Here is a 26,285-nt window from a genome sequence, read left to right as displayed (position 1 = left end):
GGGATGAACGGAGTTGCCATCGTGCTCTGCAGACGGTTGGGCGGCCGTCCGAGTTGGTCTGGTCAGATTATCCTGAGGTCCCTCTTTTGACCGACCCCCGTTTGGGGTGCAAAAGGGGGGCACTTGTGCCTTTGTCCCCCGCATAACGGGCCTCTCACCCGCGTAGACCACCCGATGACAACGCTTACCCACCCGGCGGGTGCCGTGTCGATGACGCCATCGCTGCCAGGGGTTTCTCAGGCGCGCGACGCCGTCAGGCCACCTGCTCCAGCCACGAGCGCAGGAACTCGGCCCCCGCCTCGTCGTGGATGGCCCCGCTGGCGCTCACCCGGATCGGATACCCCTTCTCGGGCACCCCGTCGGACGGCCGCACGTCGACGTGCTCGACCTCGTAGCCTTCGGCGTCCAGCCAGTCGGCCATGGCGTAGTCGCTCCGCGAGTCGCCCACCGTGCGCCACGAGAGAGGCAGCGCGCCGTCGAGGGCGAGCAGCTCGAGAGCCCGCTTCGCACCCAGGTCTTTGCCGAGGACGACCGACTCGATGTCGGTCGAGATGATGGTCGGGTCGATGCGCCACTGCACAGCGCCGTCGGCGTCGGGGCGCTCGTCGTCCATCCGCCGCACGCCGAAGCCGCGCCGCTGGAGCGAGGCCATGGCGAGGTCGTCGAAGACGGGCTGGATCGCCAGGTAGGCCTCGGTATCGATCGACGTGAGCTGCTCGACCGACACCATCGCGCGCTTGGTGTGGTCGAAGAAGACGCTGTCGGCGAAGCGCGCCTGCACGAGCTCGTCCATCTCGGCGGCGAAGTCGATCGGCATCGCGAGGGACTCGTCGACGTAGATCTCGCTCGTGCCGGCAGGGCCGTACTGCGGGCCGATCGAGAACCAGACGGCGCCCTTCTCGCAGATGCCGTGCACGCGGCTGTCAGCGCGGAGCCCCGCGGCGAGCAGCGGCCTCACGACCTCCTCGCGGATGAACGCGTCGGATCGGCCGGTGTTGAAGACGAGCGGGACGCCCGCGTGCGCGAGGGCGACGAGGTCGCGGGTGATCTCGGGCAGGTTGATGCTGCGGGTGATCGGGCTGGCGATGGGGCCGTCCACGTCGAGGAGGAGGCCGAGGGCGGGAGGCGTCGAGGTCACGCCTCAATCCTCCCAGCAGGCTCAGGCGTCGGCGAACACCTCAGCCGGGGGCGCCACCGTCTGCGAGAAGATGAGCTCCTGGAAGGCGACCTCCTCGGCCTGCTTCTTCGCCTTGCGGAGCCGGAGGTCGCGGAGGCGACCAGGCTCGCGGGTCGGGGCATCGCCGGCGAACACCGGCACGAGCTCATCGACCCGACGGGCGACGCGCGATCCGAGCTCGGCGAAGAAGTCGTCACGGTGCTGCATCTGCGCGAAGCGCCGCTCGTCGGCGGCCCTCCACAGGTCCTGTGCCAGTTCTCCGTACGCGTTCACGTCAGCTCCCGCCCCCACCCTTGGTCCGTGGGTTCCACTCCACAGCACGGACGCCTGCAGTGCATCCACCCCGAGACTGATCCTCAGCCCTTGGAATCAGGACGCAGGTGCCATTGCGGTCACTATGAGTGCCACCACAGCGGGCACGAACTGGATGAGCGCCGGCCGGAAGTAGGCACGACCCGTGGTGGAGAGCACGATGCCGGCGACGGCCATGCAGGCCGTGCCGAAGATCACCAGCGTCTTGCCCGCGACGAACGCACCGTCGGCGCCTCCCAGCAGGACGATGCCGACGATGACGCCGATGGCGAGGGCGAGGTTGTAGAACCCCTGGTTGTACGCCATCGGCCGGATGGTGTCGGCCTCCGCCTGCGTGGCGATGCCGAACCGGCCGAACACGGCGGGCCGCCTCCAGAGCACGCTCTCGAGCACGAAGAACACGATGTGGAGGAGGGCGGCGAGCCCCGCGACCACCATTGCGGCGATGAGCATGCGCGGACCCCTGTCAGTGCGACGACGGGCCGGTTGCGCCCTGCTCTCAGCATGGTCCAGCGACGGACCGGAACCGCGGAGGCGAAGGCGTGTCGCGCCGCCCGCGGCTCTGGTCGCGGACTCAGGCCGCGCGGCCGCCGGCGCCGTGCGAGTGCTCGACCACTGCGCGGGCCGCGAGGCGGAGCACGACGTGCACGTCGAGGTCTCGCTGCTCAGCGAGCGCGCTGCTGATGCCTGCGGTGATGGCCGCGCTGGCCGACCCGATCATCTCGACGACTTCGGCCTGGCGGTCGGTAAGGGGCACGTCGGAGAGGCCGTCGACGAGCTCAACGAGTCCGTGGTCGCTGGCGCGCATGGCGTCTTCCCCGCCGTCGACGGAGGCCGTTGCCACCGCGACGAGGGCGAGCGCCAGAGACGCCGCCTCGCTTTCGGTCAACCCGTTCATGGCCTGCACGGTACGCCGCCGCGACCCGGGTTGCGGAGGCAACGCCCAGGGCGCGGTGCGAGAGAGCGGACTAGTTGATCGACCCCATCACGCCCGAGATGATCCCTACGAACGCGGTGATGCCGAGGACGAGTCCGATCACGGCGATCGCGATGGACACCCAGAGGGGCAGGAGACCACGACCCGACCGGCGGTGCACGACGACGCTGCGGCCGATGATGTAGACGAGCGGCGTGATCAGAGCGAAGAACGCGAAGGCCCAGTGGAAGGGGCGCACGACCCCGGCGGCCTTGAGCGCCTTCCAGTCGAAGTAGGCGAGGACGATGGTGGCCGCCGCGATCAGGATGCCCACCACGTTGCCGACGATCTCGAGCGGTGTGGTTGGCGTCGTGGGCACGGTCGACCCCGTCGGATCGGTCTGCGCCGACTTGATGACGTCTTCGACGACCCCTTGGAGGCTGGCGATCGAGGCCAGGCTGAAGATCAGCGAGATGATCGGCAGGAGCACGATCAGCCAGATGAAGATGTTCGTGACCTTGGCACCCTCGGGCGCCTTCGGGATCGGCTGGCCGTAGCCGTACTGCTGGCCGCCGTAGCCGCCGTAGGGCTGCTGCTGAGCGCCGTAGGGCTGCGTCCCGACCGGCTGCTGCTGGCCGTAGCCCTGCTGCGTGCCGTAAGGCGACTGCTGGCCGTGCGGCTGCTGCTGCCCGTAGCCGCTCTGCTGCCCGTAGCCGGTCTGCTGCTGGCCGTAGCCGCTCTGCTGGCCGTAGCCCTGCTGCTGGCCGTACGGCTGGGCCGGCTGCTGCTGCTCGGGCCGGGCCGAGCCCGGCGTCTGGTAACCCGGGATCCGCTCGCCGTACGCGGGCTTGTCGTCATCGCGCTTGCCGAGGTCGAGCGCGGGTGCGGCCGCCTCGGGCTCGACGGCCGACGAGGGCGCAGGAACTCCCACGGCCGCCGCCGGGGCCGCCGGAGCGGGGGCGGCGGGCGCCGCATCGTGCTGGTGCAGCGGAGCCTGCGGCTCCGGTGCGCGCACGTGCTCCGTCCAGGCGCGGCCGTCCCACCAGCGGTAGCCGGGGTCTCCGGACGGGTTGGGGTACCAGCCGGGCTGCGGCGATGCGCCGGTCGAGTCGCTCACGGAGTTCCATTCGTTCTAGACGCCGGGCGCAGTTCCTGCGCCCGCGGACGTTCTCGGGGTTCGTGCAGGCCCAGCCTAGGTCCGGCTTCCTTGCAGAGACCAGGGAACGTCGCGAGATGGCCCTCGACGTCACCCAACCCGCCCCGGAGCGACCGGGAGGGCCATCTCACGCGGAGAGCCTCACTCGGCGAAGGTCTGCCGCCCCACCACGCCGAGCAGGTCGAGCTTCGCCGCCGACTCGCTGCCGGGCTCGGCCGTGAACACGAGCAGGCGCTGGGACGCGTCGCTGACGGTGAGGATCTCGCACCGCACCTCGATGACGCCGAGCTCTGCGTGCCGGATCCGCTTCTCGTTGCTGACCCGCGAGGCGACCTCGTGCCTCTTCCAGAGCTCGACGAACTCGGCGCTGCCGGCCAGGAGGCTGGCGAGGATCGGCGCGACCCGGGGATCGTTCGCGCCGTAGCGGCCGACGGCGGCCCGGAGCTCGGCGACCTGGAAGCGCGACTGGAAGGCGTGGTCCTGCTCCGGGTAGACGTCGCGCCCGTCGGGCCGCGTGAACCAGCGGTGCACGAGGCTGCGGTCGAGTCCGCTGAACCGTTCGTCGTCTCCCATGAGCGCGACGGCGAGGGGGTTCTGCACGAGCGTGCGCCCGAGGTCGTCGACGACCTGCGCCGGGGTGTCGTGCAGGCGGTCGAGGATCCGCAGGATCGTCGCGTTCACGTGGTCGCCCGACCCGAGCCGCTGCGGCGGGTTGTGGCCGGCGAGGCGGAAGAGGTGGTCTCGCTCGTCGAGCGTCAGGCGCAGGGCCCGCGTGATGGCGCCGAGCATCTGCTCGGACGGCTGCGTGGCGCGCTGCTGCTCGAGACGGCCGACGTAGTCGACGCTCATGCCGGCGAGCAGGGCGACCTCCTCGCGGCGCAGGCCCGGGGTGCGACGGCGGCTGCCGGCGGCGAGTCCGACGTCGGCCGGGGTCAGCGCCTCGCGGCGGCGCCGCAGGAAGTCGGCGAGCTGGGCGCGGTCCATGTCCATGCGTCCATCCTCCGCCCGGCGCCGCCGGCGAGCCAGGGACCGCCGCTCCCCGCCCGCCCCGCCCCGCAATATCGAGGAGATTCGTGGCGACAGTCGCGGCCGTCCGGCAGGGGCGGTCATCGACGCGCGAGTGCCGCCGTCCGGATCTGAGGATCAATCAGTCCCGTGCCGTTCCAGCGCTGCCGCAGGTAGCGGCCCGGCCCCTTGGCGACCGACACCAGCTCGGTCCAGCCGACCTTCGACACGGCCTTGGCCCAGTCGGTGCCGCCCTCGGCCGGAGCCGCGGTGACGCCGAGTCGAGCCGACTCGTCCGAGACAGGCTCGCCGCTCTCGAGGGTTCCGCCGCCCTTGGCCGCGAGGCGGCGCAGGGCCGACGGGGCGCGGCGGACGGCGACCTTCATCATGGTCGGGTCGAGCGCGACCTTGGTCAGCCAGGCGCCGAGCCCGGTGCCGTAGCCCACCGCCTGAGCCCGGAGCGCGCCGAGGTCGGCGCGGTGGCGGTGCCAGACGAGGGCCGAGGGCTCGACCACGAGGGCCGATCCTGCGAACAGGACGCGGGTGAAGATGTCGAGGTCCTCGCCGCCGCCGGTGCGGGTGCCGACTCCGAACGCGGTGTCGAAGCCGCCGAGCTCGATGGCGCGGGTGCGGCGCAGCGCGAAGTTGGCGCCGGTGCCGAACTCGCCGACCGAGAACGGGAACATGGGCAGGTCGGCCGGAGGCGCCGAGAGCCGGAACTCGCGAGGCACCAGGTTGCCCGACCATCTCACGCGGTCGTCGAAGAAGCGCTGCACGGGGGTGCGCAGCTCGCCGCTCGGCACGAGGCCGGTGACGCAGTCGACGTCGGCGCCGCGGGCGAAGCCGGCGATGAGGGCGCGCAGCCAGTGGCTGTCGACCACGACGTCGTCGTCTGTGAAGGCGACGAACTCGCCTGTCGAGGCGATGAGACCGGTGTTGCGGGCTCGCGAGAGGCCGGCGAGGGGCTCGCGGATGAGGCGGACGCGCGGGTCGGCGAACTCGGTCTCGACGAGCACGCGCGTGGCGTCGGTCGCCGGAGCGTTGTCGACCACGATGACGTCGAAGGCCGGGTAGTCGATCGCCAGAACCGAGGTGAGCGCGCCGCGGAGCTGGTCGGCGCGGTCGCGCGTGCAGACGATGACGGTGACCGTCGGGAGGTGGATCGGATCGATCGAGCCCGCGACGGGGCCGAGCTTCGCGATCTTCGACACGAGGTCGTCGAACGAGACGCTTCCGCCGATCTGCGGGAGGTCGACCACGGGGAGCTCGACGAAGCCCAGCACGGCGCGTCCGCGGCGGATCAGGAGCCGCGCCCGCCTGTAGCCGGTGCTGTCGCCGAGCACGACAGTGTCACCGTGGACGCCCTCCAGAGAGGCGACGTCGACTGCGCCGATCCAGATCGCCCCCGACCAGTCGGGGGCGATCGGGCTGTCCATCGGGCGCTCCAAGCGCAGCGCGATCACCGTGCGACGACCGCGTGCCGCCGGATCTGCTTCGACAGGGAGGGGGAGTCCGCTGCCGTGGCACCCGAGACCACGCCGACGGCGTAGCCGGCGATCGTCGCCGAGACGGTCAGCGCGATGGCCGCGGCGCGCCGGATGCCCCCGTCGCGGAACTCGCCGAGCTCTCGGAAGAACGCCTTGGGCAGCACGCGCGTCAGGTACGCCGACTCGCTCGAGAGGGAATCGGTCCGTCCGAGCGACCGGCTGAGCACGGCCTTCGAGACTCCCTCGTAGAACGAGCGGCGACGCAGATAGCGCCAGGTGCCCCGGTCGGCCGACACGCGGTGGTGCACGAGCGACATGGGTTCGTAGACGACCCGGGCAGCAGGATCCGCCTGGCGGATCCTGATGCACAGCTCGGTCTCCTCGCCGCCGAGCGGGACGTTGCCGACCCGGCCGACGGCCGACGAGAAGCCGCCGGCGGTGAGGATCGCCGCACGGCGGAACGCCATGGAGCAGCCGATCACGTTGCGGACGTCGGCCGTCTCGGTGGGGAGGCCGGTGTAGCTGCAGCCGACGATCCAGAGGAGCTCGTCCGGGTAGAGCCTCGGACCGCGCTCGTCGGGCCACACGGGCTGCGCGTGGCCGCCGACGCCGGCGACGTGAACGTCGTCGAAGGCGTCCATCAGCCAGGTGAGCCAGTCGGCGTCGGCGATGGCGTCGTCGTCGAGGAACGCGACGACCTCGCCGGTCGCGGCACGGACGCCGGTGTTGCGAGCGCCCGAGAGACCCCGGGCCTCGGTGTTCTCGAGGACGGTCAGGGTCGGCCAGCGGTCCTGCGCCATGCGGAGCAGCTCGGGCTCGTGGTCGATGACGACGACGACCTCGGTCGTGCCGCTCTGCAGGCGGGCCGACTCGACGGAGTCCTGGAGATCGTGCCAGCGGCGCTGAGTGTAGGCGCAGACGACGACGGTGACGGTGAGGGGGGCGCTCACGCGAGTTCGCGGTCGGACTGGATGCGGATCGGAGCGGTGACGGCGCCGATGAGCTCGCGCTCGGGGGCGGAGGCCGACGCGGTCGCGGCGGCGTAGGCGGAGTTGTCGCGGCGCTTCTCGTCGAAGATGGTCTTGAGCACGCGGATGCCGTCGCTGATGGCGTTGAGGTTCGACTCGCCGTGGATGCGGTTCTTCTCGAACGAGGGCACCTCGACGACGCGGAGCTCCGCCTGGGCGAAGCGGCAGGTCAGGATGGTCTCGATCTCGAAGCCGTCGCCCCACAGCATGCCGCCGCCCACGGGCGCCGGCAGCGACGAGTCGAGCAGGTCGATCGCGGGGAGCACGTCGCGCCAGAACGCGTTGTAGCCATAGCAGAGGTCGGAGTACTTGGTTCCGAGCAGGATGTTGCAGATCAGGTTGAGGCCGAGGTTTCCGCCGGAGCGGAAGAGCGTCAGGTCTTCCGAGCCGCCGCCCCTGCGGAAGCGCGAGCCCTTGGCGACGTCGGCGCCCCTGACCAGGGTCTCGACGAACGCGGGGATCTCGGCCGGGTCGGCGGAGCCGTCGGCGTCGAACATGACGATGATGTCGCCGGTGGCCGCCTCGAAGCCGCAGGCCAGGGCGTTGCCCTTGCCCGTGCGGGTCTGCTGGACGATCTTGATGCCGGGCAGCACGCGCCGGGCCGCCTCCACGGTGCCGTCGACCGAGTTGCCGTCGACCAGGATGACCTCGTGCACGTCGGGGAGCTGGGGGAGGATGACCTCGAGGTTCTTCGCCTCGTTGCGAGTCGGAACGATGATCGAGATGGTCGGGTTTGCGGGGCGCAGGGGCGTGCGGACGATCATGGGGAACTGCCATTCGGGTAGGCGGATCAGGGGGGTGACTCATCCGCCGGTGAGGAGTCTGGGTGATTCGACCGGCAGATGTCGGGGCGGCCTTTCGGGTCGACCGCCCCTGTGACGGGCGAAGCCTTTCGGGAGGCTCCGTTCGTCTTCGGGTGTTGCCAAACTAGCCTCGTCCGGATCGAAGCGAGAACCCCCGCGTACGGGGGGTCCTTCACAGGGTTCTCGCCATCTGCGGGCCGTTTCGGTCCCCCGTTTGTCACCCGGTTCGTGGGCAACAGGGAGGACACCGGTGGTCCCCATGGAGGACACAGCTGTACCCCGGGCACATCTCGGCCGCCCGTGGTGCCGAACGCGGTTTTCCGGCACACTCGACGAGCGAGGAGATCACCGTGCCCCGCCCGCCCTCATCATCGAAATCAGGATCAATGCCGACCGCCGACTCGAGCCACCCGCCCGTCTGCCTGTGCGGGCACGTCGGAGAAGCCCACGAGCACTATCGGCGAGGCTCCGACTGCAGCCTGTGCGACTGCAAGCGCTACCGGCCGGCGCGGTAGGCGCGGTCTCCCGCAGTGCGGACACGGTCCCCCGTCGTGTCCTCCTTTCTGCCGACTGAAACGCGCTGTGTACCCCTGGCCCTGTGGATAGCCGAAGCGCAGGAACTGCGGGCGGCGTCCGTCGATCCACGGCGTCTGACCCCGAATCGGGGGCGGCCGCCCCGAGTTCCTGCGCCCCCTCTCGCCCCCCTCGGTCACCCGAACTGGGGGTAGTGGCAGGCGGCTCGGAGGCTCTGGGCGCTCTGGGGGCGGCTCGCGAGGTAGTGCCAGTACCCTCGTCGCATGAACCATCGCTCGCGTTCCAGGGTCGTGCTCGCCGGGGTGGCGGCAGTGGCCCTGCTCCTGACGGCGGGCTGCTCGAGCAGCTCGGCCGACTCGCACGCCGCCAGCATCCCGGCCGGCCTGGCCGTCGAGGGCTACGGCACGGCGAGCGCGGCGACGCTGAAGGCGCTCGCGCGCGACACGGCCGCGATCGACACCGTGGGCATCTCGGGCGTCAGCCTCACCGCGGAGGGGGGCGGGGTCGCCGCGTCGTCCGAGGAGGCGCTGGCGATCCTGAAGAAGGCGCACGCCGACGGCAAGAAGGCCGAGCTGCTGATGAACAACATCGACCAGGCCAAGGGCGACTTCAGCGCCGAGATCGCGACGAAGATGCTGTCGAGCGAGGCGAACCGCGAGTTCGTCATCTCGGGCCTCGCAGGCGAGGTCGAGCACGGCGGCTACGACGGCGTCCAGCTCGACCTCGAGTACCTGTCGGCGGCGAACTCGGACGACCTGGTGTCGTTCGTGTCCGAGCTGCGCGCCGCCCTGCCGGCGAAGGCGACCATCTCGATGGCGCTCATGGCGTCCACGTCGCCGGACGCCTATGCAGCGGCGGGTTACGACCTGCCATCGCTCACGGCCGACGTCGACCGCTTCGTGCTGATGGCCTACGACGAGCACGGCTCGGGTTTCAGCGAGGCCGGCCCCGTCGGCGGGCTCCCCTGGATGAAGCAGGCGGTCGCCGCGCTCACGAGCCTGGTGCCGGCGAAGAAGGTCGACCTCGGCGTCGCCGGCTACGGCTACACCTGGAAGACGAGCGGATCGGGCGGAGTCGTCACGCCGGCGCAGGCGCGATCGAAGGCCGGCACCCGCGCCAGCTGGGTGGCGGCGCAGGGCGAGTGGACCGCCAAGCTCGCCGACGGCACCGTGCTGTGGTGGTCGGACGGACGGTCGCTCACGACACGGGCCAACTACGCGAAGTCGATCGGCCTGCACGGGGTCGCCCTCTGGCAGATCTCGACCGGCGACCGGATCACGCGGGCCTCCTGACGCCGTCTCGAAACCCGTTTGGCGCGTCGCACCATTTCGACGTACGCTCTCCCCCTATCGAACATACGTTCGATTTTCTCCACGAGAGGAGCAGGGTGGACGTCATGACGCGGGTCGACGAACCGGTGACGGTGTGGGTCTCTGACACCGGCCTTCCCGAGCGGATCGTGTGGCGAGCGCGCCGATTCCGCGTGAGCGACACCCCCACTCGGCTGGCCCCGACGCAGCCCGGCTGGCACGGCGAGGCCGGCTGGCAGAACGAGGCCGCATTCGACCCCGCGATCACGCACCCGCCCGAGCCCCGCGAGTCGTGGCGATTCCAGGCCACGGCCGAGACCGGCGAGAGCCTCGTGTTCGACGTGGCCCTCGATCGCTACGCCGCGCGCTGGCGTCTGCTCCGCACCTACCTCTGAACCGCAGTTGCGCGTCCGGTTCCGGCCGCCTCGGCCGGCCGGCGGCGAACTCGGGCGGACAGTCAGCGGGGCGAGCGGGCGGCGGCCAAGCGCTGGATCAGCGACTGCCGGACGGTGGGCCACTCGCCGTCGATGATGGAGAAGACGACCGTGTCGCGGATCGTGCCGTCGGGCCAGACCTTGTGGTTGCGGAGGACGCCGTCCTGCTTGGCGCCGAGGCGGGCGACCGCGGCCCGCGACTGCTGGTTGTGCCAGTGCACCCGAAATTCAACGGCGATGCAGCCGAGCGATTCGAACGCGTGCCGCAGCAGCAGCAGCTTCGCCTCCGTGTTGATCCCGGTGCGCTGGAACTCGCGCCCGATCCAGGTGGAGCCGATTTCGAGGCGGCGATTGGCCGGCTCGAGGTTCAGCACCGTCGTGATGCCGACAGCACGGCCGGTGCGGTTGTCGACGATCGCCCACGGCACCGACTGTCCGGCGGCGTGGAGGGCCAGCCGAGCGTCGATGTCGTCTGCCATGGTCTCGGGAGCGGCGATGTGCGTGGCGTACCAGGTCGTCCAGAGCTCGCCCGCGGCCACCGCTTCGGCCAGATCCGCGGCGTGCTCCGGCGACAGCGGCGCGAGGGTGACCAGGTCGCCGGTCAGAGTGGGGCGGGCCGTGAAGTCCATGCGACGACCCTAGAGGACGATGCGCTGACCCGCAGTGGGGAGAGAGCGAGTTCGCCGCCGCGAGCCAGGCCTGCACCGACTTCGCAGCCGGTGCAGCCTGATCCCCACGGTATCGACCTCGCGAGCCGACACCAGCCGGCCCCTCCGTGCCGATTCAACGATCAAACCATACCGTCTGGTACTTTTCCAGACCGCCGAATGGAGGACACCCGTTCGGGGGGCTCGCCGGATGGGCTCGGGGTCAGATGGGGTCAGTGCCGGATGAGTGCGGGCAGCGCTGCGCACTCCTCGAGGCAGTCCGGCGACGAGATGCCCGGTAGCAGGAGCTCCCACATCTCGCGCACGCGGTCGAACAGGTCGACTCGCCCGTTCAGCGAGTTCGAGACGAGCTGCACGCCGGTGAAGGCGCCGACGACGAAGCGCGCCAGCTTGAGGGCGTCGAGGTCGGCCCTCAGCTCGCCGTCGTCGATCGCGCGCTGGAAGAGGTGGACGTAGAGGTCGGTCCAGGTCGCGTACGGCGCCTGGATCTCGAGCTGCGCCACGAGCTCCTCGGTCGTGAGCTTGACCCCGGCCGCGACGACCACATCGCTCACGATCTGCTGCACCAGGTTGCGGTTGAGGCGGATGAGCGTCTCGACGGGCGGAGCTCCTGCGTCGAGGATCTCCCTGGCGCTCTCTGTCGTCATCCGGAGCTCTTCGGCGATGACGGCGTTGGCCAGGTCGCGCTTCGACGCGAAGTGGAAGTACAGGGCCCCCTTCGTCACGCCGGCCTCGACCGCGACGACGTCGAGAGTCGTGCGGGCGTACCCGCGCTCGGCGAAGATCGTCGCCGCGGCCAGGACGATGGCCGCCTGCGTGGCCTGCGCGCGCTCCTGGCGAGGCTTCTCGAGGGGCGGCGGCGACGTCAGGAGCTCGCGCTCGGCCGGAGTCTCTGGAGAGGGGGTGGAGTCATTCGGCACGGTGATCGCCGTCGTCTTTCTCTTGCAGCAGCCCCCGCCCGCAGGCTCGGCTGCGCGCTTTTCATGTTAACCGCGGACGAACCTGTACGCCGCCGTTTCTGCCTGGTCAAGTGTCCGAACGGGCGCAAACGGATGTCCGTGCTGAATGCAAGACCGTGGAGCCTTCGGATAGGGCAGTGTCGAACCATGAAGATCGTCGTGGCTCCGGACTCGTTCAAGGGCAGCGCGTCGGCGCGAGAGGTCGCCGAGGCGATCGCGCGCGGCTGGCGGAGCCGCCGCGACGATGAGCTCGTGCTGCTCCCGCTCGCGGACGGCGGCGAGGGAACGCTCGCCGCATTCGAGTCGTCCGTCGCCGGGAGCATCCGGCACCGAGTGACCGTGACCGGTCCCGACGGAGCCCCCGTCGACGCATCGTGGCTGATGCTCCCCGACGGGACGGCCGTCGTCGAGCTGGCGACGACGAGCGGCATCACCCTGCTCAGCGAGGGCGGCCTCCTCCCCCTCGACGCCACGGGACGCGGCTTCGGCGAGGCCATCGCCGACGCGCTGGCCGCCGGGGCAAGCCGCCTCCTGCTCGCCGTGGGCTCCAGCTGCTCGACCGACGGCGGTGCCGGAGCCCTGCAGGCGCTCGGCGCTCGGCTCGACGACGCCCACGGCAACCCGATCCGACCGGGCGCGCGAGGACTCGCCGACCTCGCGTCCGTCGATCTGACCGCGATGCTGGCGGTGCCGACGCGGGGTGCGATCGTGGTGTCGGACGTCGCGAACCCGCTGCTCGGGCCGGACGGCGCTGCAGCGGTGTTCGGACCGCAGAAGGGAGCGACGGCCGACGACGTCGAGGCGATGGACGCGGGGCTCGCCCACTACGCGGGGCTGCTCCCGGCGTCGGCGGAGACGGCCGGAGCGGGCGCGGCGGGCGGCACGTCGTTCGGCCTGCTCGCGTGGGGGGCGACGCTCGAGCCGGGCGCGGGCGTCGTGGCCGACGCCGTCGGCCTCGAGGCCGCCCTCGACGGCGCCGACCTGATCATCACGGGCGAGGGCAGATACGACGCCCAGTCGGCACAGGGAAAGCTGCCCTCGCACGTGGCCGGGCTCGCGCACGCGCAAGGGGTGCCCGTAGCCCTGGTCGCCGGATCGATCGACGCGCGGACGGACGGGTTCGTCGCAGCGGTGGCCCTCGCTGAGCTCGAGGGATCCGTCGAGGCCGCGATCGCGCACGGCGAAGCTGCGCTCGAGCGCGCGGGCGCAGCCCTGGCGGCGGGGTTCGACGGGGCCGCCTGACCTTCCTGCGCCCTATCGCACTATGCGCGCGACGACTCCAGCACGGGGTAGTCGGTGTAGCCCTCGGCGCCCGCGCCGTAGAACGTCGCGGCGTTGGGCTCGTTGACCTCGGCTTCGGACTCCCAGCGCTCGACGAGGTCGGGGTTGGCGATCGCGAGCCGGCCGATCGCGACTGCGTCGGCGTGCGTCGCCTCGACGAGGTGGATCGCCTCGCCGCGCGTCGTGATCTCGGAGAAGCCGGAGTTCACGATGTACGCACCGCCGAAGCGCTCGTGCAGGTCGCGGACGAGCTCGCTGTCGAGGTCGGCGCGCAGGATCGACACGTAGGCGAGGCCGAGCGGCTCGAGGGCGTCCATGAGGACGCCGTAGGTGGCGTGCACGTCGGCCTCGTCGACCTCCGCGATGCCCTGGATGTTGTGCGCCGGCGAGATGCGGATGCCGGTGCGGCCCGCGCCGATCGCCTCGCGGATCGCCTTCGTCACCTCGATGACGAACCGGGCGCGGTTCTCGGGGCTGCCGCCGTACTGGTCGTCGCGCGCGTTCGACACCGGCGACAGGAACTCGTGCAGCAGGTAGCCGTTGGCCGAGTGCACCTCGACGCCGTCGAAGCCGGCGCGGATGGCGTTGCGGGCGGCCAGCACGAGCTGGTCGCGGACCTCCGACAGCTCGTCGGTCGAGAGCGCGTGCGGAACCGGGAACGCCTTCTTGCCGACGGGCGTGTGCGCCTCGCCGTCGATGGCGACGGCGCTCGGGCCGACGATGCGATCCGTGCCGGTGATCTCGGTGTGCGAGACGCGACCGCCGTGCATCAGCTGGAGAACAATCTGCCCGCCCCGCGCGTGGACGGCGGCGGTGACGAGCTGCCAGGCCTCGACCTGCTCGTCGGTCTCGATGCCGGGCTGGCCCGGGTAGGCCTTGCCCTCCTGCACGGGCCAGACGCCCTCGCTCACGATGAGGCCGAAGCCCGCGCGCTGCGCGTAGTACTCGACGACCAGGGGGCCGGGAACGCCGCTCTCGCTGGAGCGGAGACGCGTGAGCGGAGCCATGACGACGCGGTTTGCGAGCTGAAGATCGCCGAAGGCGGCGGGCGTGAACAAGTCCATTCCGCCGAGTTTAGGCGAGGCTCCTGACACCTGTCGTCCGCGTGCTCGTACTCTGGCGACGTGCAGCCCACCAGTACCGCGCAGTTCGACGCCTTCGAGCGCGGCAGCGCCCCCGAGCTGGAGGCCGTCCGCGACGACGTCTGGGCCCTCGGCCAGCCGATGCCCGGCGAGCGCCTCCCCGCCTCCCTGCTCTACATCGTCCGCGATGCGCAGCGTGGGCTCCACGTGATCGACCCGGGTACCGGCACCGACGACAACTGGGTCCGCTTCGTCGACGCGCTGACGCGGATCGGCGCCGTTCCCGCCGACGTGGCCACGGTGACCGCGACGCACCTGCACGCCGACCACCTCGGCATGGCCGAGCGCCTCCGAGCCGAGACGGGAGCGGCGGTGCAGCTGCACGGGGCCGAGGCGGCCGCGGTGCGCAGGCTCGCCGACGGGGGGCCGACCCCCGCGGGGGTGGGGTCGCGGGCGGCGGGGTGGGGCGTGCCGGAGGCGCGAGTTCCTGCGCTCGAAGCGGTCGCCGAAGCCGCGCCCGCAGTCGTCGCTCCGGAGGTCGACCGGCTGCTCGCCGACGGGGACCGCCTCGAGATCGCCGGGTTCGACCTGCGCGTGGTCCACACGCCGGGGCACACTCCCGGACACCTCTGCCTCTACGAGCCCGACCGCCGCCTCGTGCTCACCGGCGACCATGTGCTGCCGATCACCGTCTCGGGCCTGGGGCTCGGCGGGCCCTCGAGCACGAACCCGCTCGCCGACTTCCTCGCGAGCATCGACCGGGTGGCGTCGCTCGACGAGCAGGCGGCGCAGGAACTCCAGGCCCTCCCCGGCCACGGCTACCGCTTCACGGGCCTGGGCCCGCGTGCCCGGGCCTGCGGCGAGCACCACCTCCGCCGTACGCGCGAGGTCGCCGGGCTCGAGGCCGCGTCGCCGGGCCTCAGCATCTGGGAGCTCGCATCGCGTCTCACCTGGACCGGCGGCTTCGCGAGCCTCGACGGGTTCACGCTGTGGTCGGCGCTGCAGCAGGCCGAGATGCATCGCGACTACGTCGCGGCCGGGCTCGATGCGTCTGGCGAGGCGAGCGGCTAGGCGTGGAGGGGGACCATGCTCTGCGCCAGCTCCCGCTGCACGGCCAGGGCCAGCTCGCGGAGGAGCACCAGGTCGACGCTGTCGGCGAGGCGAGGCTGGGGATCGGTGACGCAGAGCGCGCCGATACGGAGCCCGCCGGGGCCCTCGATCGGGTAGCCGGCGTAGAAGCGCACGGACGGGTGCGTGACGAAGCGGTCGTCCGACCAGACGTCGGGCACGATGAACGGTCCGGTCCCTCGGATGGTCTCGGCGCACATGGCACCGCGGAGCGGGAACTCGACGACGCCGTCGCCCGAGATCGACTTGTTCCACACCCGGTCGTCGTCGACCACCGAGAACGCGGCGCCCGAGGCGGCCAGGAGGATGCGGGCGCGCTCGACGATGTCGTCGAAGCGCTTCTCGGCCGGCGAGTCGAGGATCCCGAGGCGGTGGATGGCGCGCAGGCGGTCCTCGTCGCTCTGCGGCGACGTGCGAAGGGGACAGGCCTCGCGACCCGTCTGGAACTGCGCGTCGAGCGGCTCGACGAGGTGGGCCGCGAGGGTCGAGGCCATGCCGCGGAAGAGGTCGGTGGCGCTCGTGCTGCGAAGGGCGTCTCCGGTCGCGTCGCCGGCGTGATCGGACATCGTGACGAAGCGGACGCCGGGGAGGCTCTCGCAGACGGACGCGCCGATCGCGTTGAGACGATCGGCGTGGCGGTCGAGAGCGCTGCCCTTCTTGAGCGAGAACAGGCCGAGCGACGAGGGGCGGTGGATCGCGACCAGGGCGATCTCGGCTCCCTCGTGACGGTGCGCGATCAGGAGGGAGAGGAGTCCACGGAGATCCCTCTCGTACCGGGCCGGCGAGGTCATGCGAAGCGCATCGCTCAGGCCGAGGGCGACGACCATCGCGTCGTACGACACGAGGCGCGCCACGGGCACCGCACGGGTGGCGGTCGCCGTGATCATCGTCGGATCGGCGACGAGGTCGACGTCGCTGCCTGGCGCGCGAGCTGACCCGGAAGAGCGAGGTCGTGGCTGCGGACTCCCCAGCCGACGGCTGCACCGTTGCCGAAGATCAAAATGCGGTCGGGGTCGACGCCGGGCGCGTGCGCCCACGGGGCGTCGTCCGGGCGCGGCAGCGTGAGCCGGCCCCCCACACCCGCGAAACGCCCCCGGAAGAAGGGGAGAGCGAGAGAGTGGAGCAGAGACAGCACGACGGGGTCCGATCTGAGTGGAATACGACTCATCGACTATCACCCGCGGGCGAGGCGAGCACAACACCCCCGTGCCGGGGGTGAAAGAGTCGTTTCACGCGTGGGTGAGCGGACCCGGCCCGGGCACCAGCCCCGAAGTGGTGTCGAACTGCAGGCGGGCGAGCGCGCGGAGCTCATCGATGGTGCCCGCGAAGAGGTCCTCGTCCGAGGCGGGGGTGTCGTCCTTCTTGCCGGTCGTGATCCCGGCGTACCGGCTGCCGGTGCTGGTGTACTGCCAGATGGTCCACGACGACCAGCTCGCGGGCAGGTCGCCGGCGCCGCCCGCGACGTCGGAGACGTACCGGGCGAGGAAGAGCTGCGTGCCGTCGAAGACCGCGCTGTCGGCTGTGCAGCGCTTCCACCAGTCGGTCGTCGTGTAGAGGAGCGGCACACGGCCGGTCAGCCCCGTCACCGTGTCGGTGAACTGCCGTACCCACAGCACCATCTGCTTCGGGCTCAGCCCCCAGCAGGAGTCCGTGCCGTCGGCCGCCGCGTACGGGTTGTACTCGAGGTCGAGCAGCGGCGGAAGGGTGGTGTCGCCGTCGACGCGACCGCCGCCGAGGCCGTCGAGCGCGGCGACGAAGTACTCCGCCTGCGCGACCGCGGTCGACACGTTCGGCTTCGCGAAGTGGAACGCCCCGCGGATCACGCCCGCCTTCTTCGCCTTCGTGTACTGCGTCGCGAACCGGGCGCTGGTGTAGTGCACGCCCTCGGTGGCCTTGATGTAGGCGAAGCGGGCCCCCTTGGCGTAGGCCTCCTCGAAGTCGACGCCGTGCTGGTAGGCGCTGACGTCGAGGCCCGGGACGGTGGGGCCGGCGGCGGAGGGGTCAGTTCCTGCGCCCGCGGCTCTCGAGGGCGGCGTGGAGGGAGAAGGGGGCAGGAACTGGGTGGACCCGGACGCGCCCAGAACGATCGCCACGCTCAGCGCGACGGCGACACGACCTCGCACCGATCACTTGGCCTTCGGGATCAGGATCCACAGGACGACGTAGAGCAGGAACTGCGGCCCCGGCAGGATGATCGAGACGACGAAGAGAAGCCGGACCAGGAAGCGACTCCACCGGAACCGGTCGGCGATGGCGGCGCACACACCGGCGATGACGGTGCCGCGCTTCGGTCGGACGAGGGTCGCGCTCATGCATCGAGTCTGCACGCATCGGCTGACCGTCGCCCGGAACGGCTCGCCTGCCGGTCTGTGCATCGGCTCCGAACCCCCTGCATGTCCACATCCGCCACCGCGAGCGCACATGCCACGGCCGCCGCGCCCCTCGAGCACACCTGGGGAGTCGCGACGCCGCTGACCCCCGTCGGCTTCTACCCGAAGTCGGGGCCGCTGCCCGCGGTGGTCGAGGTCCGCGATCAGACCGGGCCGTGGGACGGCGTCGGGCAGAGGCGGCAGCTGATGCTGTCGGACGGCGGCAGCGTCGTCGAGACGACCGTGCGCGTCGACCGGCCGAGCGCGTTCGTGTACGAGCTGAGCGAGTTCCAGAAGCTGTTCGGGCACCTCGTGTCGGGCGCTCGGGCCGAGTGGTTCTACACGCCCGACGGCGGCGGCACGCGCATCGACTGGACGTACACGTTCTTCGCGAAGCCCGGCGCGGGCCTCGTGCTGCGCGGCATCGTGCGGTTCTTCTGGGCGCCGTACATGCGGACCGTGCTGCGCGGGATCGTGGCGGAGGTCGAGCGGCGCCGCACGGACGGGTCGTAGTCGCCCGGTAGCGGCAGCCGCGCAGTGCCGCGGCCCAGGTCGGGTGCCGGAACACGGGTCCTCTCGCGGACGCACCATTTCGCCGACGGTGTCGATCTGCGACCATGTCGATCGACGCCTTGGTGAGACGGTTCGGTGCGAGCACCGCCGCTCGACGACGGGAGGCCGACATGGGCGACGACGCGAGGGCAGCGGTGGTCGACGTGCGGCGCGCCGAGTCGGCCCGGGTGGTCGGTGGGCTGGTGCGGTTCACGCGCGAGCCGGAGGTCCACGGCCTGGTCGCTCTGATGGCGTTCCAGACGTCGCGGTTCGCGGCCCGAGTGTCGGCGGGAGGCGACGAGGAACGACCGCGAGCGCGAGACGCTCCGCCACCTCGCCGACGAGTTGTCCACAGGCCCTTCCACAGGCGCTGCGGCGAGTTCCACACATTCCCCCACAGGGTTATCCACAGGTCGTAAACCCGTGGATCCCGCACAGATTCAGGAGTCCCGATGAAGTTCCTCCTCCTCATCCACAACGATCACGCCGAACTCGTGGCCGGGCTCCCGCCCGAGCGCGAGGCGGCATACACAGCCGCCCACGGCGCGCTGATCGGCGACCTGATGGCGTCGGGCGAGTTCATCGACACGAACGAGCTCGACGTCCCCGACAGCTCCTGCACTGACTCCCCAGCCATCCCCACCGAAAGGACTCACCCATGCAGTACCTCCTCCTGATCTGCGACGACCCCGAGGCCGAGACGTACGACCCGGCCCAGGACACCATCGGCGACTGGGTCGCCGATAACGACGCGAACGGCCGCACCATCACCGGCAACCGGCTCCGCCCGCCGGCTGACGCGAAGACCGTCCGGGTCCGCGGCGACGAGACTCTCATCACCGACGGACCCTTCGCCGAGACCCGCGAGACGATCGCCGGCTTCGACCTGCTCGAGTGCGGCTCGCTCGCAGAGGCCCTCGACGTGGCGGCCCGGCACCCGATGGCGCGGTTCGGGCGGGTCGAGGTGCGCGCGGTGTGGCCGTTCGAGGGGTGAGGGCCGGGGCCTGAGGGCGCAGGAACTCGCGGCCCGTCGGCGGGCCGCCCGTTCCTGCGCCCGCTGCCCCTAGGCTGCCGCCGGCGAGCAGCGCACGACCCGCACGCCCCCGTCGATCGTCGTGGCCCCGGCGGAGTGCGGCACGAGCAGCACGTCGCCGCGGGTCAGCGGCATCGTGTTGTCGGCGCCGAAGTCGAGCCGGCCGTCTCCGTCGAGCACGACCAGCACCGCGAAGCCCGGATCGACCGCGACGGGCTCCGTCGGCGCGATGATCTCGGCACGGAAGCAGGCGTCGGCCGCCGGCGGGAAGAGGCGCGACCGTGCGCCGTCGTCGGGCCGGCCGTGCACGTCGCCGAGCCGGTCGGCCGGCAGCGGCTCGAGGTCGACGGCCTGCAGCGCCGAGTCGACGTCGAGGCCGAGGAAGGCGTCCGCCGGATCGAGCAGCGGGTACGGGGCGTACTCGAGGATGATCGACAGGTCGCTCGGCTCCTGGAGCTCGACGAGGGTGACCCCGGGGCCGATCGAGTGCGGCATCCCGGCGGGCACGTAGAGCCAATCGCCGGGCCGGACGGTGATCTCGTGCAGCTGGCTCAGGAGGGCTGCACCGTCTTGTGCGTCGACCCACCGCCGCACCTGGGCGGGGTCGACGCGATTCCTGAACCCGAGCCACACGGTCGCCTCGCCGGTCGGGCCCGCGTCGATGATGAACCAGGCCTCCGTCTTTCCCCGCGGCGAGCCGAGGTGCTCCGCCGCGAACGCGGCACCGGGGTGGACGTGGTTGAAGAGCCGCTCGCCCGTGCTCAGCAGCTTGACCAGCAGGCCGGTGTCGGTGCCGTGCGCGTCGACGTGCTCCTGGCCGAGGTAGGCCACCGGATCGGCGGCGATCGCGTCGCGCAGGGTGCGGCCGTCGTCGAGCACGGTCAGGCCCACCGTGTCGCTGCCGTGCGTCGTCGTGACCGACGCGACGAAGTCCTCCGGGGCGTGGTCGTCGGTCGAGCCCGTTCCGCGGAGGGCGAGGATCCCGGCGCCGCCCTTGTACGGCCGGGCGGCCGGCTGGTTCGGGGCGAGGCGGATGGGACCGATCACGGGTGCTGCCTCCTGGAACGTCGTCGTCAGCGCCACCCTAGCGCGGGCCCCTCGCCTTCAGCCGGCGCCCCAGCCGGCGGTGACAGACTCGAGGCCGAACACCGAACAGAGAGTCGAGATCACCATGCGCGCAGTCGTGCACACCCGTTTCGGAGAGCCGTCCGAAGTCCTCACCGTCGACGATGTCGAGACGCCGACCCCCGGCCCGGGCGAGGTGCTCGTTCGCACGGTCCTGTCGCCGATTCACAACCACGACCTCTGGACCATCCGGGGCACCTACGGCTTCAAGCCCGACCTGCCCGCCCGCGCCGGTACCGAGGCCGTCGGCACCATCGAAGCGCTCGGCGACGGCGTCACCGGCGTCGAGGTCGGCCAGCGCGTCGCGACGGGCGGCACGTTCGGCGTCTGGGCCGAGTTCTTCGTGGCCAAGGCAGCAGCGCTCATCCCGGTGCCCGACGGCATCGCCGACGAGGTCGCGTCGCAGCTCGTCTCCATGCCGTTCAGCGCGATCACCCTGCTCGACTCGCTCGATCTCGCCGAGGGCGACTGGCTCGTGCAGAACGCCGCCAACGGCGCCGTCGGGCGCATGGTCGCCCAGCTGGCGGTGGCGCGCGGCATCAACGTCGTGGGTCTCGTCCGCCGAGCAGCGGGCGTCGACGAGCTCGAGGCTCAGGGCATCGGCAACGTCGTCGCCACCGACTCGGACGGCTGGCGCGACAGGGTGGCGGCCATCGTCGGCGGTGCTCCCGTGCTCGCCGGAGTCGACTCCGTCGGCGGCCCGGCCAGCGGCGAGGTGCTCTCGCTCCTCAGCGAGAACGGCACCCTCGTCGTCTTCGGCGCGATGCAGTCACCCGTCATGGAGATCTCGTCGGGCGACGTCATCTTCAAGCAGGCCACCGTCAAGGGCTTCTGGGGCAGCACCGTCAGCTCGAGCATGGCCCCCGCCAAGCGCGGCGAGCTCCTCGGCGAACTGGTGCGCAGGATCCAGGACTCCACCATCACCCTGCCCGTCGAGGCCACCTACTCGTTCGACGAGGCCCGCGCCGCCAGCGCGGCCAACTTCGAGCCGGGACGCGCGGGCAAGATCCTGCTGCGCCCCTGACCCCGGCGGCTACCGCTTCGTGGTCCGCCGGATGCGGCGGACCACGAGCGTGACGGCGATCGCCAGGACGGCGGCGATCCCTAGCCCTGAGAGCAACCAGAAGCTGACGACGATGTCGCGCTCGGCGCCCGGCCAGTCGGGTACGACCCTCGACGGGTCGCGGGTGTCGTAGACGACGGCGAGGCGTTGGCCGACGAAGAACTCCGACGAGTTGCTGACGTTGTACGCCTTCGTCCTCGTCGTCGCGTCGACGCCTCGGATCGTCGTCGCGATGACCGGGTAGTAGTGCTCGTGGGTGCCGTGCCGCGAGTGCGTCGTGTAGTGCACGACCTCCGTGACGACACCCGTGGCGCCGGCCCCCTCGGAGCGCACGTCGCGATCGTGGAAGTAGGCCGGACCCTGCGACGCGACGCCGATCAGGCTCACGAAGAGCATCACCGCCGACAAGAAGATGATGCTCGCCGACGGGCTGCTGCCGGCGACCTTGCCGCGTCGCTTCTTCGTGCTGTTGTTCCCCACGGGATCAGTCTGCCGGACGCATCGGTCGGGGTCCGCCATTGCGCCGCGTGGATACTGCGCGAGACAGGGGCGAGGGCTGGTGAGTCCCTCGCCCCTCTTCCCGGATCCCTGATTCGAAGAGCCGGGGGACTCTCATCATGGCGATCGGCGACGCCTCCTCGCGCCCGCACGCCCCCCTTAGTCGGCAAGGGCGACGAAGATGTGCGTCTGGTGTCCAGCGGCATCGTCTCGCGTCCACTCCCTGTGCGGGCGCGAGTCTCGACCGACGGGCTCAGCGAGTCAGAGCTTCGCGGGGAGACTCGTCGTACGTTCGCGTGTGAAGGCTGCTGAACCGGCTGATGTTCGTGAAGCCCCAGCGCTGCGCGATCTGCGTGACCGTCGCGTCGCGCGGGTCCGAGGCGAGAAGCTCCCGATGCGCCTCGGCGAGTCGCACGCCTCGCAGGTACTCCAGCGGCGTGATGCCCGCTGTGCGCCGGAACGCGGCCTGAAGGCCCCGAACGCTCATGCGGGCGTGCTCGGCGATCTCCTGCACCCCGATGGCGGCGGCCGCGTTGTCGTCCATGTAGCGCATCGCACGGTCGACGGCGCTCGGTCGAGTCGAGTGCTCCCGCGATCCCGGTGCCGCATCAGCGACGGTGATGCCGAAGGTGGTGATGGCCGATGCGAAGAGCAGATCGACGGAGGCACGGCGGACGAGGTCGCTGCCGAGGAGCTCCGGACTCGCGAACACGTCGAGAGTGTGCGCCACCAGGCGCTTCCAATGAAGGCCGCTGTCTGCAGTCAAGGGCCTCGGAGATCCGACCCGGAGAGCCGCCCCGGCCTCTCCCCCGGCGTAGGCCGCCAGAGCCGCGGCATCGAGATTCACCATGGCCAGTCGGTGGTTCTCCGACGACGACCGCGCGACACCCGGCTCCAGGACGAACGGCCGCGCGACATCGACAGGCCTGCCGTTCGTCGTCGCCCGGTAGTCGCCCCCGGCGCACATGCCCACGGCGAGGACGCCTTCGATGTCGACAGTGAAATCGGAGGGCGCGTTCACGACGAACTTCGCGATCGTGGCCCGCTCGTCTCCGACCACCCGCTGACGAAACAGGAACGGCGCCTGAGGCGACCGCAGCTGGGCCTTCCGGTACACGCGATTGACCGCGTCCTCCGCCTCCGAGATGTCGTCGGTCTGATGTCCGGCATCGATGAGCACGGCGACCTCCGATCTCCCGACTCAGCGCCAGAATAGCCCTTCGGCTCTCAGCGGTACCGACTCACGGGCCACCCAGCCAGTGGTCGATGCGGTGGTGATCGGGAGCGAAGCCGTTCGCCACCCCGTAGAGCACCGCCTGGGTCCGCGTCGTCGCGCCGATCTTCCGGTAGGCCGAGCGGATGTACGACTTGACGGTGTTGGGGCTGAGGTAGGTGAGCTGCGCCACCTCGGCATTGCTCTTGCCCTGGGTGATCAGGGCCAGGATCTCGGACTCCCGATCGGTGATGCCCTGGAGGCGGCCCGGCCAGTCGAGGCCCGGCGCGCTCGGCGCACGCCTCGTGGGCGGGCTGATCACCGTCTCGCCCGCGTGGACGGCCTCGAGGGCCTCCACGAGCTGGGCGGGCGTCATGGTCTTCGACAGGTACCCGTGGACGCCGAGCTGCTGTGCCGTCTCGATGAGCTCGGGCTGGAAGTTCCAGGTGTAGACGACCACCCGGTGCGCCCTCGGGTTGGCCAGCAGGGCGCGGATCTCGACCTGATCGGACTCCGGCTGGGCGAACGAGTCGTAGAGGACGATGTCGATCGTGTCAGAGAGGGAGGCGTTCGCATCGATCTCCGCCACGATCACCCGATCCCGGAAGTCGTCGAAGAAGTGGGCCAGGCCCTTGAGCACCACGTCGTAGTCGTCGATGAGAGCGACGGTGATGGGTCGGGTGGCTACCTGGGCTGGCATGACTTCACTATTCCACCCCCAGGGGTGTGTCGGCACACCCCGAGGGGTGGTTGATTGAGTCCACGCCGAAAGGCCAGACGGGTCGATTCCGACCCGCACAAGAGAATCGAGAATCTCATGATCGGCCTCCTCATCAGCCTCATCATCGTCGGCCTCATCGCCGGCTTCATCGCCCGCGCCGTCATCCCCGGCCGTCAGAGCCTCGGAATCCTGAAGACCATCATCCTGGGCATCATCGGCTCGTTCGTCGGCGGCTTCCTCGGCTTCCTGATCTTCCAGCACGACCCGATGGACGGCTTCTTCCAGCCCGCCGGCATCATCGGCTCGATCATCGGCGCCATCATCGTCCTGTTCATCTACACCCGTGTCGTGGGTCGCAGCGTCGCCCGCTGACCCAGCGCCGCCAGAAACGAAAAAGCCTCCGGAGCCCTCCGGAGGCTTTTCGCGTCGGTCTGGCTGCTGCGCCTACGCCGTCAGAGCCGCCGACTTGTGCACTCGCAGGGCGGTCGCCCGCAGCCGCGCGACGTCCGGTGTCAGACGGCCGGTCGGCCAGCCGAACACCGTCGTGGCGAGCGGCGCGTCGAGCACGGGGACGGCGACGTGCTCAGGCCACTGCCAGGCGCGGCTCGAACGGGGGATCACGAGCAGCGTCTGCCCGAGGGCCACGAGCTGCGCCAGCTGGGACTGCGAGTGCACCTCGGGGCCTGGTCCGTCCGCGTAGCCGCCGCCGACCAGCGGCCACCGCGCCATCGGCAGCCCGGGAACATGCGTCACCTCGGCCATGGTCAGCGACAGCCGCGAAGCGAGCGGGTGCGACGCCGGCACGATGGCGACCTGCGCCTCGGTGTCGAGGTCGTCGCCCTCGATCCCGGCGAAGTCGTCGAACGGCCGGTGCAGGATCGCGGCGTCGGCGCTTCCGTCGAGCAGGAGCCCCTGCTGCTCGCCGATCTCGCAGAGCATCACCTCGATCGGCGCGGCGCCCTTGTCGGCCGCGTTCGCATCGAGCAGCGCCTGCAGGAACTCGTGCGACGACCCGGCCTTCGTCGCCAGCACCACCTTTCGGACCGGAGCCCCGGCCCGACGTGCCCGCCGCACGGCTGCCGACACCCCGTCGAGCGCGGTCCGGGCCTCCCGCAGGAGCACCTCGCCCGCAGCGGTCAGACGGACACCGCGTCGATCGCGATCGAGAAGCGGCACCCCGACCCGCTGCTCGATCTGCTGGATCGCCCGCGACAGGGCCGGTTGCGCGATCCCGAGATCGGAGGCGGCTCGCCCGAAGTGCAGGCGCTCCGCGACCGCCACGAAGTAGCGCAGTTCACGGGTCTCGAGGTCGTCCACGCCGCGAGTCTACGTCTGTGATGCCCGTGCGGCATCACAGGGTGCCGGATCGGCCTTGGACGCCGACAGCCCGGACGACCGACGATGGACGACATGAACGACATCCAGGCGCAGACAGCCCCCGACACGACAGCTCACGACACCGCAGCCACGAAGACGACCGCCCTGGTCACCGGGGCGAACAAGGGCATCGGCTATGCCATCGCGAAGGGCCTCGGCGAGAAGGGACTCCGCGTGATTCTGGGCGCCCGGAACGCGCAGTCCCTCGACGAGGCAGTCGCCACCCTGCGAGCGGAGGGCATCGACGCCGAGGGCGTGGAGCTCGATGTGACCAGCGACGAGAGCGTCGCGGCCGCAGCCGCCGACCTCGCCGAGCGCTTCGGCACGCTCGACGTCCTGGTGAACAACGCGGGCGTATCCGGCCCGTTCGACCCGGTGACCTGGGCGCAGGATCCCACGACCCTCGATCTCGGCACCGTCCGAGCCGTCGTCGACGTGAACGTGTACGGGGTCATCCGGGTCACGAACGCGCTGCTGCCGCTGCTCGAGAAGGCGGCATCGCCGCGCATCGTGAACGCGTCGAGCAGCATGGGCTCGCTCGGGCGGCAGCCGGGCCCGATCATGGCGGCGTACTCGCCGTCGAAGACGTTCCTCAACGGGATCACCGTGCAGTACGCCCGCGCGTTCGCCGAGACGCCGATCATCATCAACGCCGCGTGCCCGGGCCTCGTCTCCACCGACTTCAACGGCTTCGCCGGCGACCGCACGCCCGAGCAGGGTGCAGCGACAGCGATCCGTCTCGCCACCCTGCCCGACGACGGACCCCGCGGCGGCTTCTTCGACGACGAGGGTGTCGTCCCCTGGTGACGGCGAGCTCGCGGCTGGCGTTCCCTGAAGAACGACCAAGCGGCTCGACACCGTGAGGCATTTCTTATCTGGGACCAGATTCTCGCGGCGCTGGTGATGTGCCGGACACCGGCGCAGAACCCTTGTTGCGTCCCGGCCGGAAAATGCCAAGGGGCGTTTCATGGACGGATCCCTGAGGGTGGCGTGTGCCAGCCCTTGCCGTGTTCCTGTCTCTGATTGGTGTTCCGTCGTGACTCGTCCTACTGCA

Annotated in this window: 32 protein-coding genes; 11 read left to right on the top strand and 21 right to left on the bottom strand. The window is 70.9% G+C overall.

The window, feature by feature from the left end:
* Positions 1-253 precede the first annotated feature (253 nt).
* From AC3CBB_RS15750 to AC3CBB_RS15710, 9 genes are all read right to left on the bottom strand, one after another.
* Entirely contained in the window at positions 254-1,138 is an 885-nt protein-coding gene (locus AC3CBB_RS15750) for a hypothetical protein (RefSeq protein ID WP_488625323.1), read from the bottom strand.
* A gap of 21 nt (positions 1,139-1,159) precedes the next feature.
* On the bottom strand, positions 1,160-1,450 hold the full coding sequence (locus AC3CBB_RS15745; RefSeq protein WP_123506822.1) for a TnpV protein: 291 nt from the start codon (positions 1,448-1,450) through the stop codon (positions 1,160-1,162).
* Positions 1,451-1,546: 96 nt separating this feature from the next.
* Complete coding sequence (locus tag AC3CBB_RS15740) at positions 1,547-1,942, bottom strand: DUF1304 domain-containing protein (RefSeq protein WP_488625322.1); 396 nt, start codon at positions 1,940-1,942, stop codon at positions 1,547-1,549.
* A gap of 121 nt (positions 1,943-2,063) precedes the next feature.
* Positions 2,064-2,387, bottom strand: a complete 324-nt coding sequence (locus tag AC3CBB_RS15735) for a hypothetical protein (RefSeq protein WP_488625321.1) — start codon at positions 2,385-2,387, stop codon at positions 2,064-2,066.
* A 70-nt stretch (positions 2,388-2,457) separates the two neighbouring features.
* Complete coding sequence (locus tag AC3CBB_RS15730) at positions 2,458-3,522, bottom strand: DUF2510 domain-containing protein (protein WP_488625320.1); 1,065 nt, start codon at positions 3,520-3,522, stop codon at positions 2,458-2,460.
* Positions 3,523-3,702: 180 nt separating this feature from the next.
* On the bottom strand, positions 3,703-4,545 hold the full coding sequence (locus AC3CBB_RS15725; protein WP_488626756.1) for a helix-turn-helix transcriptional regulator: 843 nt from the start codon (positions 4,543-4,545) through the stop codon (positions 3,703-3,705).
* 122 nt (positions 4,546-4,667) lie between these two features.
* Positions 4,668-6,002, bottom strand: a complete 1,335-nt coding sequence (locus AC3CBB_RS15720) for a glycosyltransferase family 2 protein (protein ID WP_488625319.1) — start codon at positions 6,000-6,002, stop codon at positions 4,668-4,670.
* 23 nt (positions 6,003-6,025) lie between these two features.
* The gene (locus AC3CBB_RS15715; RefSeq protein ID WP_488625318.1) at positions 6,026-7,003 is read right to left on the bottom strand and encodes a glycosyltransferase family 2 protein; all 978 of its coding nucleotides are present in this window, start codon (positions 7,001-7,003) and stop codon (positions 6,026-6,028) included.
* The gene (locus AC3CBB_RS15710; protein ID WP_123506817.1) at positions 7,000-7,845 is read right to left on the bottom strand and encodes a glycosyltransferase family 2 protein; all 846 of its coding nucleotides are present in this window, start codon (positions 7,843-7,845) and stop codon (positions 7,000-7,002) included. Before AC3CBB_RS15710 ends, AC3CBB_RS15715 begins: the two co-directional genes overlap by 4 nt.
* An 836-nt stretch (positions 7,846-8,681) precedes the next feature.
* On the opposite strand from AC3CBB_RS15710, the gene AC3CBB_RS15705 reads away from it, so the two are divergent.
* Complete coding sequence (locus tag AC3CBB_RS15705; RefSeq protein WP_488625317.1) at positions 8,682-9,710, top strand: glycosyl hydrolase family 18 protein; 1,029 nt, start codon at positions 8,682-8,684, stop codon at positions 9,708-9,710.
* Positions 9,711-9,805: 95 nt separating this feature from the next.
* Entirely contained in the window at positions 9,806-10,123 is a 318-nt protein-coding gene (locus AC3CBB_RS15700) for a DUF6504 family protein (RefSeq protein ID WP_370454108.1), read from the top strand.
* A gap of 62 nt (positions 10,124-10,185) precedes the next feature.
* On the opposite strand, the gene AC3CBB_RS15695 is transcribed toward AC3CBB_RS15700, so the two are convergent.
* Both AC3CBB_RS15695 and AC3CBB_RS15690 read right to left on the bottom strand, forming a co-directional pair.
* Positions 10,186-10,791: a GNAT family N-acetyltransferase gene (locus AC3CBB_RS15695; protein ID WP_488625316.1), complete on the bottom strand. Its 606-nt coding sequence runs from the start codon at positions 10,789-10,791 to the stop codon at positions 10,186-10,188.
* Between the two features lie 251 nt (positions 10,792-11,042).
* Positions 11,043-11,750 carry a ScbR family autoregulator-binding transcription factor gene (locus tag AC3CBB_RS15690; protein ID WP_488625315.1) on the bottom strand — a complete coding sequence of 236 codons (708 nt, stop codon included), beginning with the start codon at positions 11,748-11,750 and terminating at the stop codon, positions 11,043-11,045.
* Positions 11,751-11,936: 186 nt separating this feature from the next.
* On the opposite strand from AC3CBB_RS15690, the gene AC3CBB_RS15685 reads away from it, so the two are divergent.
* On the top strand, positions 11,937-13,031 hold the full coding sequence (locus tag AC3CBB_RS15685) for a glycerate kinase (protein ID WP_488625314.1): 1,095 nt from the start codon (positions 11,937-11,939) through the stop codon (positions 13,029-13,031).
* Positions 13,032-13,051: 20 nt separating this feature from the next.
* Here AC3CBB_RS15685 and AC3CBB_RS15680 read toward each other — a convergent pair whose 3' ends face one another.
* Positions 13,052-14,134, bottom strand: coding sequence for an alkene reductase (locus tag AC3CBB_RS15680; RefSeq protein ID WP_488625313.1), 1,083 nt, complete (start codon positions 14,132-14,134; stop codon positions 13,052-13,054).
* 60 nt (positions 14,135-14,194) lie between these two features.
* Here AC3CBB_RS15680 and AC3CBB_RS15675 point away from each other — a divergent pair, with 60 nt between their 5' ends.
* A complete protein-coding gene (locus AC3CBB_RS15675) occupies positions 14,195-15,223 on the top strand; it encodes an MBL fold metallo-hydrolase (RefSeq protein ID WP_488625312.1) in 1,029 nt (342 codons plus the stop codon).
* Here AC3CBB_RS15675 and AC3CBB_RS15670 read toward each other — a convergent pair.
* The 4 genes from AC3CBB_RS15670 to AC3CBB_RS15655 form a co-directional block, all read right to left on the bottom strand.
* Positions 15,220-16,167: a GAF domain-containing protein gene (locus AC3CBB_RS15670; RefSeq protein WP_488625311.1), complete on the bottom strand. Its 948-nt coding sequence runs from the start codon at positions 16,165-16,167 to the stop codon at positions 15,220-15,222. The genes AC3CBB_RS15675 and AC3CBB_RS15670 overlap by 4 nt on opposite strands.
* Positions 16,164-16,415, bottom strand: coding sequence for a hypothetical protein (locus AC3CBB_RS15665; RefSeq protein WP_488625310.1), 252 nt, complete (start codon positions 16,413-16,415; stop codon positions 16,164-16,166). The genes AC3CBB_RS15670 and AC3CBB_RS15665 overlap by 4 nt, the downstream gene beginning before the upstream one ends.
* A 94-nt stretch (positions 16,416-16,509) precedes the next feature.
* Positions 16,510-17,373, bottom strand: coding sequence for a GH25 family lysozyme (locus AC3CBB_RS15660; RefSeq protein WP_488625309.1), 864 nt, complete (start codon positions 17,371-17,373; stop codon positions 16,510-16,512).
* 33 nt (positions 17,374-17,406) lie between these two features.
* Entirely contained in the window at positions 17,407-17,592 is a 186-nt protein-coding gene (locus AC3CBB_RS15655) for a PspC domain-containing protein (RefSeq protein WP_488625308.1), read from the bottom strand.
* A gap of 81 nt (positions 17,593-17,673) precedes the next feature.
* On the opposite strand from AC3CBB_RS15655, the gene AC3CBB_RS15650 reads away from it, so the two are divergent.
* The 4 genes from AC3CBB_RS15650 (at position 17,674) to AC3CBB_RS15635 (ending at position 19,195) form a co-directional block, all read left to right on the top strand.
* Positions 17,674-18,162, top strand: a complete 489-nt coding sequence (locus AC3CBB_RS15650; protein WP_488625307.1) for an SRPBCC family protein — start codon at positions 17,674-17,676, stop codon at positions 18,160-18,162.
* Positions 18,163-18,266: 104 nt separating this feature from the next.
* Entirely contained in the window at positions 18,267-18,620 is a 354-nt protein-coding gene (locus tag AC3CBB_RS15645) for a DUF6596 domain-containing protein (RefSeq protein WP_488625306.1), read from the top strand.
* A gap of 33 nt (positions 18,621-18,653) precedes the next feature.
* Positions 18,654-18,878: a YciI family protein gene (locus AC3CBB_RS15640; RefSeq protein ID WP_488625305.1), complete on the top strand. Its 225-nt coding sequence runs from the start codon at positions 18,654-18,656 to the stop codon at positions 18,876-18,878.
* The gene (locus tag AC3CBB_RS15635; RefSeq protein ID WP_488625304.1) at positions 18,860-19,195 is read left to right on the top strand and encodes a YciI family protein; all 336 of its coding nucleotides are present in this window, start codon (positions 18,860-18,862) and stop codon (positions 19,193-19,195) included. Before AC3CBB_RS15640 ends, AC3CBB_RS15635 begins: the two co-directional genes overlap by 19 nt.
* 69 nt (positions 19,196-19,264) lie before the next feature.
* Here the strand turns inward: AC3CBB_RS15635 and AC3CBB_RS15630 are convergent, their stop codons facing one another.
* Positions 19,265-20,281 (bottom strand): class I mannose-6-phosphate isomerase, encoded by a 1,017-nt coding sequence (locus AC3CBB_RS15630; protein ID WP_488625303.1) that lies wholly within the window; start codon positions 20,279-20,281, stop codon positions 19,265-19,267.
* Between the two features lie 124 nt (positions 20,282-20,405).
* Here AC3CBB_RS15630 and AC3CBB_RS15625 point away from each other — a divergent pair, with 124 nt between their 5' ends.
* Positions 20,406-21,383, top strand: a complete 978-nt coding sequence (locus tag AC3CBB_RS15625; RefSeq protein WP_488625302.1) for a zinc-binding dehydrogenase — start codon at positions 20,406-20,408, stop codon at positions 21,381-21,383.
* A gap of 9 nt (positions 21,384-21,392) precedes the next feature.
* Here the strand turns inward: AC3CBB_RS15625 and AC3CBB_RS15620 are convergent, their stop codons facing one another.
* The 3 genes from AC3CBB_RS15620 to AC3CBB_RS15610 form a co-directional block, all read right to left on the bottom strand.
* Positions 21,393-21,902, bottom strand: a complete 510-nt coding sequence (locus AC3CBB_RS15620; protein WP_488625301.1) for a DUF3592 domain-containing protein — start codon at positions 21,900-21,902, stop codon at positions 21,393-21,395.
* Positions 21,903-22,173: 271 nt separating this feature from the next.
* Complete coding sequence (locus AC3CBB_RS15615; RefSeq protein WP_488625300.1) at positions 22,174-23,100, bottom strand: helix-turn-helix transcriptional regulator; 927 nt, start codon at positions 23,098-23,100, stop codon at positions 22,174-22,176.
* 61 nt (positions 23,101-23,161) lie between these two features.
* Positions 23,162-23,833 carry a response regulator transcription factor gene (locus tag AC3CBB_RS15610; RefSeq protein ID WP_488625299.1) on the bottom strand — a complete coding sequence of 224 codons (672 nt, stop codon included), beginning with the start codon at positions 23,831-23,833 and terminating at the stop codon, positions 23,162-23,164.
* 117 nt (positions 23,834-23,950) lie between these two features.
* Here AC3CBB_RS15610 and AC3CBB_RS15605 point away from each other — a divergent pair, with 117 nt between their 5' ends.
* Complete coding sequence (locus AC3CBB_RS15605) at positions 23,951-24,226, top strand: GlsB/YeaQ/YmgE family stress response membrane protein (protein WP_123506802.1); 276 nt, start codon at positions 23,951-23,953, stop codon at positions 24,224-24,226.
* A 72-nt stretch (positions 24,227-24,298) separates the two neighbouring features.
* Here AC3CBB_RS15605 and AC3CBB_RS15600 read toward each other — a convergent pair whose 3' ends face one another.
* Complete coding sequence (locus AC3CBB_RS15600; RefSeq protein WP_488625298.1) at positions 24,299-25,171, bottom strand: LysR family transcriptional regulator; 873 nt, start codon at positions 25,169-25,171, stop codon at positions 24,299-24,301.
* A 93-nt stretch (positions 25,172-25,264) separates the two neighbouring features.
* Between AC3CBB_RS15600 and AC3CBB_RS15595 the strand changes: the two genes are divergently transcribed.
* Positions 25,265-26,038: an SDR family oxidoreductase gene (locus AC3CBB_RS15595; RefSeq protein WP_488625297.1), complete on the top strand. Its 774-nt coding sequence runs from the start codon at positions 25,265-25,267 to the stop codon at positions 26,036-26,038.
* The last annotated feature ends 247 nt before the right edge of the window (positions 26,039-26,285 follow it).

This window comes from Frondihabitans sp. OV104 (genome assembly GCF_057787745.1).
The sequence above is the reverse complement of the archived record's forward strand: the minus strand, read 5'-3'. Positions and strand labels throughout refer to the sequence as shown.

Bases quoted from the DNA above. Each gene is read 5' to 3' on its own strand.
- AC3CBB_RS15680 (WP_488625313.1), bottom strand. From the start codon at position 14,134: ATGGACTTGTTCACGCCCGCCGCCTTCGGCGATCTTCAGCTCGCAAAC.
- AC3CBB_RS15725 (WP_488626756.1), bottom strand. From the start codon at position 4,545: ATGGACCGCGCCCAGCTCGCCGACTTCCTGCGGCGCCGCCGCGAGGCG.
- AC3CBB_RS15735 (WP_488625321.1), bottom strand. From the start codon at position 2,387: ATGAACGGGTTGACCGAAAGCGAGGCGGCGTCTCTGGCGCTCGCCCTC.
- AC3CBB_RS15610 (WP_488625299.1), bottom strand. From the start codon at position 23,833: ATGCCAGCCCAGGTAGCCACCCGACCCATCACCGTCGCTCTCATCGAC.
- AC3CBB_RS15625 (WP_488625302.1), top strand. From the start codon at position 20,406: ATGCGCGCAGTCGTGCACACCCGTTTCGGAGAGCCGTCCGAAGTCCTC.
- AC3CBB_RS15670 (WP_488625311.1), bottom strand. From the start codon at position 16,167: ATGATCACGGCGACCGCCACCCGTGCGGTGCCCGTGGCGCGCCTCGTG.
- AC3CBB_RS15635 (WP_488625304.1), top strand. From the start codon at position 18,860: ATGCAGTACCTCCTCCTGATCTGCGACGACCCCGAGGCCGAGACGTAC.
- AC3CBB_RS15605 (WP_123506802.1), top strand. From the start codon at position 23,951: ATGATCGGCCTCCTCATCAGCCTCATCATCGTCGGCCTCATCGCCGGC.
- AC3CBB_RS15650 (WP_488625307.1), top strand. From the start codon at position 17,674: ATGTCCACATCCGCCACCGCGAGCGCACATGCCACGGCCGCCGCGCCC.
- AC3CBB_RS15685 (WP_488625314.1), top strand. From the start codon at position 11,937: ATGAAGATCGTCGTGGCTCCGGACTCGTTCAAGGGCAGCGCGTCGGCG.
- AC3CBB_RS15695 (WP_488625316.1), bottom strand. From the start codon at position 10,791: ATGGACTTCACGGCCCGCCCCACTCTGACCGGCGACCTGGTCACCCTC.
- AC3CBB_RS15720 (WP_488625319.1), bottom strand. From the start codon at position 6,002: ATGGACAGCCCGATCGCCCCCGACTGGTCGGGGGCGATCTGGATCGGC.
- AC3CBB_RS15640 (WP_488625305.1), top strand. From the start codon at position 18,654: ATGAAGTTCCTCCTCCTCATCCACAACGATCACGCCGAACTCGTGGCC.
- AC3CBB_RS15705 (WP_488625317.1), top strand. From the start codon at position 8,682: ATGAACCATCGCTCGCGTTCCAGGGTCGTGCTCGCCGGGGTGGCGGCA.
- AC3CBB_RS15595 (WP_488625297.1), top strand. From the start codon at position 25,265: ATGAACGACATCCAGGCGCAGACAGCCCCCGACACGACAGCTCACGAC.
- AC3CBB_RS15710 (WP_123506817.1), bottom strand. From the start codon at position 7,845: ATGATCGTCCGCACGCCCCTGCGCCCCGCAAACCCGACCATCTCGATC.
- AC3CBB_RS15740 (WP_488625322.1), bottom strand. From the start codon at position 1,942: ATGCTCATCGCCGCAATGGTGGTCGCGGGGCTCGCCGCCCTCCTCCAC.
- AC3CBB_RS15645 (WP_488625306.1), top strand. From the start codon at position 18,267: ATGTCGATCGACGCCTTGGTGAGACGGTTCGGTGCGAGCACCGCCGCT.
- AC3CBB_RS15655 (WP_488625308.1), bottom strand. From the start codon at position 17,592: ATGAGCGCGACCCTCGTCCGACCGAAGCGCGGCACCGTCATCGCCGGT.